The sequence below is a fragment of the Subtercola sp. RTI3 genome (assembly GCF_035018625.1).
Lineage (GTDB): Bacteria > Actinomycetota > Actinomycetes > Actinomycetales > Microbacteriaceae > Subtercola > Subtercola vilae.
Genome location: NZ_JASJXO010000090.1, coordinates 1 through 6688, shown reverse-complemented (window position 1 = coordinate 6688; position 6688 = coordinate 1). Strand labels below are relative to the sequence as shown.

The window sequence follows — 6688 nt, the reverse complement described above, 5'->3', positions numbered from 1 at the left end:
AGATGTGTATAAGAGACAGCTGAACGGCTGGGACGGCCAGATCCGGGCAAAAGCCGTACCTGTAGCGACGGAGCCGGTTACTCACAGGGCGCCGACACGTCGCGGTGGAGAGTTGGAGGGTGCGCAACATCCCACCGCTTCCCCCCTCATTGGAATCGACGCCCGAAGTGTTTCGAGCCATCGGCTTCGAGTGTTGCCGGGCGAGATAACGACACTACGAGGACTCCCCCTCGTCACACCCGCTCGCCTGTGGTGCGACCTTGCGGGCAGCCTCAGTGTGCCCGACCTTGTCGCGGCGGCAGACCACATCGTCGCACAGAAGGCCCAGCTCTCGAGCATCGATGATCTGACCCGTGTGATTGGTCGGCTGACTCGCCTTCGAGGTCGGGGCGCAGCAAGAGATGCCCTCGCACAGGTCGACGGATGGGCTGAATCTGCGCCTGAGTCACTCGTTCGTGTTGCAATGGCTGCGTCGGGCCTGCCCAGGCCCGATGTCAATGTTCCGCTCTACACGAGCTCGGGCGAATTCGTGGCTCGACCAGACCTGCGCTTCCCGCACCATCGCGTGTGCGTTGAGTACGAGGGTGACGGGCACAGAACCTCGCAGCGGCAGTGGCGCATCGACATCACCCGTACACGACGGCTCGAAGACCACGGCGAACGAGTGTTTCGCATGAGCGCCCTCAACCTGCGAAACCTCGGGCGGGCGCTCGACGATATGGCCGGTGTCCTGAGGTCTCGCTCCCGCAGCCGCCCTCTGCGAGCGCTCATCGCCGTTCCCGAGGTTCGCGGCCTGCCTCCGATCGTCGCCGAAGCCGTCGTTCAGTCGCTTCGCGCCACCGATCCCGCTCGGTTCAGCCGTTGAGGTACGGGTTTTGCCCGCTTTCGGTACTCGCAAACGGACAAAGTCCGTACCCCAACGCCAACGCGCGGGGCGACGGAGGCGACGGGACGGGACGGGACGGGAGGCGGCGGGCGGGTTAGCGGCCGGAGCCGCCGTGCACGACGGCATCGGAGTCGGCGTCGAGGCCGAACGCGGTGTGAACGACACGGAGCGCGTCGTTCACGGTGTCGGCGCGGGTGACGACAGAGATGCGAATCTCGCTGGTGGAGATCATCTCGATGTTGATGCCGGCCTCGTACAGCGCGGTGAACAGCTTGGCCGAGACGCCCGCATTGGTGCGCATTCCAGCGCCGACCAGGGCGAGCTTGCCGATCTGGTCGTCGTACTGCAGGCTCGCGAAGCCCACGTCGGTCTGCTCGGCGGTCAGCGTGGTGAGAACCGTCTGGCCGTCAGACTTCGGCAGCGTGAACGAGATATCGGTGAGGCCAGTGGCCGCAGCCGACACATTCTGCACGATCATGTCGATGTTGGCGCCGGTCTTCGCGACGATGTTGAAGATCTGGGCGGCCTTGCCCGGGATGTCGGGAACACCGACAACGGTGATCTTGGCTTCGCTGAGGTCGGTGGCGACACCTGCGATCAGTGGCTCTTCCACGGGTCTCTCCCTGTTTTGTTCATCGGTAGCGTTGTAGACGATCGTGCCCTCGTTGTTGTTGAACGACGAACGAACGTGAAGGGTGACGCCGTGGCGGCGGGCATATTCCACGGCGCGAATGTACAGAACCTTGGCACCGTTGGCGGCAAGCTCGAGCATCTCCTCGCTGGTGATGCGGTCGATCTTGCGGGCCTTCGGCACGACGCGCGGGTCGGCGGTGAAGATGCCGTCGACGTCGGTGTAGATCTCGCAGATGTCAGCGTGCAGCGCCGCCGCGAGCGCCACTGCGGTGGTGTCGGAGCCGCCGCGACCGAGGGTGGTGATGTCACCTGTTCCACGGTTGAAACCCTGAAAACCGGCGACGATGGCGATGGCCCCCTCGTCGAGGGCGTCTCGCACCCGGCCCGGGGTGACGTCGACGATGCGGGCCTGGCCGTGCCGGGCATCCGTGATCATGCCGGCCTGGCTGCCCGTGAACGAGCGTGCGTCGTGACCCATGCTCTTGATGGCCATGGCGAGCAGGGCCATGGAGATTCGTTCGCCCGCGGTGAGCAGCATGTCGAGCTCGCGGGGCGCGGGAATGGGGGTGACCTGGTGGGCGAGGTCGAGCAGTTCGTCGGTGGAGTCACCCATGGCGCTCACGGCGACGACGACTTCGTTGCCCGCTTTGCGCGTCTCGACGATGCGCTTTGCCACGCGTTTGATGCTCTCGGCGTCGGCGACGGATGATCCGCCGTACTTTTGCACGATCAAGCTCACGAAGGCACTCCTGGGGTCGCAGCCGGGTGGCCCGCAGCGCGTTCTGCCGCAGCGGGAAGTCGATTTCTGATTCTAGTTGGATGCGCTGGGAGGTCTGTGCCCTGCGCGTCTTGTTTAAGTGATGATTGCTCAGTAAAGTGTGCGCATGATGTACCTGTGGAAGAAGTCGCGCGGCCGTGTTGCTGGGGTGAGAGCTGTGCCGGTGCGGGTGCCGGTGTGGGTGCCGGTGTCGCGGCTCGGGATGGTCTGCGCCGTCCTGGCGGTGGCCGGGCTTGTTGTGGGCATTCCCTCAGTGACCGGCGTGGGTGCGGCGGGCGCGGCGGCAGCGCCGGGTGACGCGACGACGATTGCGCTCGGGGGAATTCCTTCGGCGTTGGCCGTCGACCCGGTCAGCCACGAGGTCTACGCCACAGACCAATCGTCGAACGTCGTGCGGCGCTTCGACGGCCGCACTCCGGGCGGCCCGGTGTCGACTATCGCCGTGGGTGACGGTCCGATGGCGATTGCGATCGACGCCGGTGCACGTAAGGTGTTCGTGGCTGACACTGCGCTCGGCACGGTGTCGGTGTTCTGTGCCGATGACGTGGCTCCGACGGCGCAGGTGATTGCGAGCATCCCGTCACCGAGCGCTATAGCGATCGACCCGCAGACGCACGTGGTCTACGTGACGAGTTCGACGGGTAACACCGTCTACGCGTTCGACGGTACGGCCGTGTCGCCGGTGCTCACGACGGTGGCCGTGGGTTCGATGCCCGAGGGAGTGACGATCGACAGCGAGACGCACGAGGTGTTCGTTGCGAACTCCGCCGACAACACAGTCTCGCGTTTTCAGGGCGCCACCACGGAGTTGCGGGGCGGGGCGGCTGCTGTCGACCTGAGCACGATGTCGACGATCGCGGTCGGTGACGGGCCGATGGGCGTCGCGATCGACGAGTCGAACAAGGCTGTCTTCGTGACCGATCTGCGGGCGGGGTGGGTTTCGAAGTTCGACGGAGCGGCCGCTACGCCGACCGTGACGAACCTCATCGTGGGGCGGGGGCCGTCGGGCATCGTCGTCGACCAGACGTCGCACAGTGCGTTCGCGAGCAACTCGCTCGACGTGTCGGTGTCGCAGTTCGACACGACGTCGGAGATTCCGCCGGTGCTGACGCTGCCGACGGGCAGGGCTCCGAAGGGCATCGGGGTCGACGAGTCGACGAGTACCGTCTTCACGGCCAACCGGCTGGGCGCTTCGGTGAGCAGCCTGAGTCCCGGGGTGCCGGTGGCCGCGGCCATCACTTCTGCGGCTCCCCCGGCGGCGACGATCGGCGTGCCGTACAGCTACACCGTGACCACGAGCGGCAACCCGGTGCCGACGGTCTTCTTCGGCGGCACGGCTCCCGCGGGGCTCACGTGGAACGCTGCAACGCAGACCCTCGCCGGCACGCCCACGGTGGTCGGCAATTCGACCCTCTCCATTGAGGCGAAGAACTTTGCATCGACGTCGGTTGCCCTCACGTACCCGTTCGTTGTGAACCCGCCCGCTCCCGCGTTGGCCGCGTCGGGCACGCTGCCGAACGCGACGGTTGGTGCCGCCTACCGGTACGGGATCCTTGCGGCGGGCAGCTCGCCCGCGACATGTGCGGTGACCTCGGGTCGGCTCCCCGCGGGTCTCAGCCTGGGCGCGGCGACCTGCCTGATCACAGGCACAGCGACCGCGGCAGGCAGTGTTGACTTCTTCGTGACGGCGACGGGGGCCGGCGGCGCTGCCAGCGGCAACTATTCGATCGTGGTCACGCCGAGTGGCACGGGTGGTGGGTGCACAGCCTCGGGTGAGAGCGGCGCGGGGTCTGGCAGCGGTGCCGGGTTTGGCGGGAGTACGGATCGCCCGAAGTGCTGAGTCGTCGCGCGCTTGCGGGTGGGCAGTGAGGGCGCTCTCCGATGAGGGAGGGTGGCGGAGGGGGCGGCTCGCACGCCGGCGATCCCAGCGGAGGGGGCAGCTCGTAGGCGGCCGATCTCAGCGGCGTCGAGCGCTGAGCGCGGCTTGAGGGCGCTGGCCCGCCGTCTTTCGCACGAGCGTTTCGAGAACGTCGAAGCCAGCGCGGTCGAGCTCTGCGCTGATCGCGTCTACCGACCACCGATAGGCCGGGGCGACCGCGTGCGCAAATTTCTCGACCTCCGGGCCCTCGAAGAACCCGACGAGCAGTGCGCCTCCGGGCTTGATCACACGGTCGAACTCACGCAGAGGCACTTGGATCGCGCGGGGCTCGTAGTGGATCAGCGAGTACCACGACAGTATTCCGCCGACCGAATGGGTGTCTGCCTCGATGGAGTCGAGACTTTCGATTGCGAAGTTCGCCGCGGAAAATGCTGTTGCGGCGTGAGCGATGAACTCAGGCACGCGATCGATGCCTCGAGCAGACACTCCGAGTTGAGTGAGAAAGTTCGTCCACTGACCCGGGCCGCACCCTGCATCGATGAGGTCACCATCAACGTCGAGGGCCCACGTGGACACAATCTGGAGGTCTGATGGATGAACGGAACTCATCGAGCCCAGCCGGTCTATGTACTCGGTTGCCCTGGCGGAGTAGGCGGCAAGACTCGCTTCGTCGGGCATGCCCTCGAGTCTAGGCAGACCGGGTGCGAAAAGGTGCCCGATCGGTCGGCGCGCGGGTCAGGGCGGCGGTTGAGCGAGGGCAGGGTCAGGCGCGCGGCTGGGCGAGGGCGATGAGTTGCAGGTCGGAGCCGCGCGGGCCGAGGAGGCAGAAGCCGAGCGGGAGGGTGCCGACGCGGCCGTAGGGGATGGTCAGGGCGGGGAGGCCGGAGAGCGACGCCAGGCTGGTGAGGCGCAGGGTGGCGGTTCGCACGCGGTCGATCTCGGCGGGAGAGGCGGTGGTTGAGGGGGCGGCACTCGAGGTGGTGGGCAGGGCCAGCGCCGAGCCGAGGGGAATGGCGGCCTCGAGAGTGGCGGTGGCTCGAGCGAGGGTGGCGCGGGCATCCTGAGCCTGGGAGTCGGTGATCTGCGCGGCGATGCGAAAGCGCTCGGCGATGGCCGGATCGAGGGCGCCAGGGTTCTCCGTGACGAACTCGCCGTCTTCGGCCCAGGCCTCGAACTGCTGCACAATGCGAAAGGCGGTGAACCATTCGTCGAGGTCGGCGGGGTCGAGGGAGGTCGAGGCGGAGTTGGGGGCGACGGATGCTCCGGAGTTCAGAGCGAGGGCTCGCAGGGCGGCGCCGAACGAGAGCTGCGTGTTGTCGTCGGCGAGGGCGGTGAGGGCCGGGTCGGTGAGGATGGTCGTGATGGGGGTCGAAGCAGCGGCAGGTGCAACGACGTGCGGCAACCCGACGTGCGGCGACCCGGGCAGCAAGTCGCTATCGATGGGATGGAGGGACACGTCGGCCGCGGCGGGTGCGGGTGATGCGGATGATGCGGGCGTGCCGGTGGCGAGGAGGGCGACGGCGCCGGCGTGGAGGATGCGCAGGTCGCGCGCCAGAACGCCGACCGTGTCGAAGCTCGGGGCGAGGCCGACCAGGCCCGCGCGGGAGACGGCGTTGTGGGTGGTGCGGAGCCCGAACAGGCCGGTGTAGGAGCCGGGAACGCGGATGGAGCCGGCGGTGTCGGTTCCGAGGGCGAGGTCGGCAAGGCCCAGAGCGACGGCCGAGGCGGGGCCGCTCGTTGAGCCACCCGTGATGTGGCCGGGGGCAGCGGGGTTCGGCGGGGTTCCGAAGTGGATGTTGGTGCCGGCGATCGAGAAAGCGAGTTCGTCGGTCTGGGCGAGGCCCGTGATTTCCGCGCCAGCGGTGATGAGAGCCTGAACGGCCGCAGAGCTGACCGTTTCGGGCCTGCGGGTGGCAGCGAAGCTGGGGTTGCCGGCTCCGATGACCTCGCCAGCGATGGCGAAGAGGTCTTTGACGGCGACCCGGATGCCCGCCAGTGACCCCACGTGCTTCGAGCCTGGGGCGTAGGGCTGCGACTCGACGAGCGGCCGGCGCTTCTCGGGTGTGTCCCAGATAGCGCGCTCCTCCTCCCCCGTGAGCAAGTGGGTGCTGAACTGCACACCCGGAACGATGGACACGTGCGCCACAGTTACGGCCCAGGCGCTGCTGGTGTCGGCGCGCTGCCAGAGCTGGCTCTGCGAACCGGTGCCGCCGTCGCGACGAACGGATTCGGCGATGATGACGGCCGAGTTCTCGTCGAGCGTGCGCAGGTGCACACGGCGGAGAAAGCGCTGCGGAACAGGCGGGCGGGTGGCGCGGAAGGCGGCGATGGCGTCGTGGCCGATGAGGGCGGAGCCGCCCTCGCTCCGCACAGTGTCGGGGCCGGCGGCGAAGAGCACGTCGAGCTCGGCGATGTCGTTCGTCATGAGGGCGCGCTCGTAACGCCAGAAGGCGGCGAGGAGGGTGGGATCGCCGAGCCACCAGAGGGGTGCGGCTGTCTCTTATACACATCT

General features: G+C 67.6%; 5 protein-coding genes and 1 pseudogene. 2 read left to right on the top strand and 4 right to left on the bottom strand.

What is annotated here, in order from left to right; translation table 11 throughout:
* Positions 1-277 precede the first annotated feature (277 nt).
* A complete protein-coding gene (locus QN358_RS18390; RefSeq protein ID WP_323513216.1) occupies positions 278-865 on the top strand; it encodes a hypothetical protein in 588 nt (195 codons plus the stop codon).
* 115 nt (positions 866-980) lie between these two features.
* Here the strand turns inward: QN358_RS18390 and QN358_RS18385 are convergent, their stop codons facing one another.
* A complete protein-coding gene (locus QN358_RS18385; RefSeq protein WP_323513215.1) occupies positions 981-2258 on the bottom strand; it encodes an aspartate kinase in 1278 nt (425 codons plus the stop codon).
* A gap of 145 nt (positions 2259-2403) precedes the next feature.
* On the opposite strand from QN358_RS18385, the gene QN358_RS18380 reads away from it, so the two are divergent.
* Positions 2404-4137: a putative Ig domain-containing protein gene (locus QN358_RS18380; protein ID WP_323513214.1), complete on the top strand. Its 1734-nt coding sequence runs from the start codon at positions 2404-2406 to the stop codon at positions 4135-4137.
* 117 nt (positions 4138-4254) lie between these two features.
* On the opposite strand, the gene QN358_RS18375 is transcribed toward QN358_RS18380, so the two are convergent.
* From QN358_RS18375 to QN358_RS18365, 3 genes and pseudogenes are all read right to left on the bottom strand, one after another.
* Entirely contained in the window at positions 4255-4854 is a 600-nt protein-coding gene (locus tag QN358_RS18375; RefSeq protein WP_136643784.1) for a class I SAM-dependent methyltransferase, read from the bottom strand.
* Between the two features lie 85 nt (positions 4855-4939).
* The gene (locus tag QN358_RS18370) at positions 4940-6322 is read right to left on the bottom strand and encodes an amidase family protein (RefSeq protein WP_416352028.1); all 1383 of its coding nucleotides are present in this window, start codon (positions 6320-6322) and stop codon (positions 4940-4942) included.
* A pseudogene (locus QN358_RS18365) lies at positions 6314-6622 on the bottom strand (AtzH-like domain-containing protein); the annotation flags it as partial. The pseudogene QN358_RS18365 and the gene QN358_RS18370, both read right to left, overlap by 9 nt.
* Between the last annotated feature and the right edge of the window lie 66 nt (positions 6623-6688).

Coding starts and splice junctions, on each gene's coding strand:
- QN358_RS18380 (WP_323513214.1), top strand. CDS start 2,404: ATGATGTACCTGTGGAAGAAGTCGCGCGGCCGTGTTGCTGGGGTGAGA.
- QN358_RS18375 (WP_136643784.1), bottom strand. CDS start 4,854: ATGCCCGACGAAGCGAGTCTTGCCGCCTACTCCGCCAGGGCAACCGAG.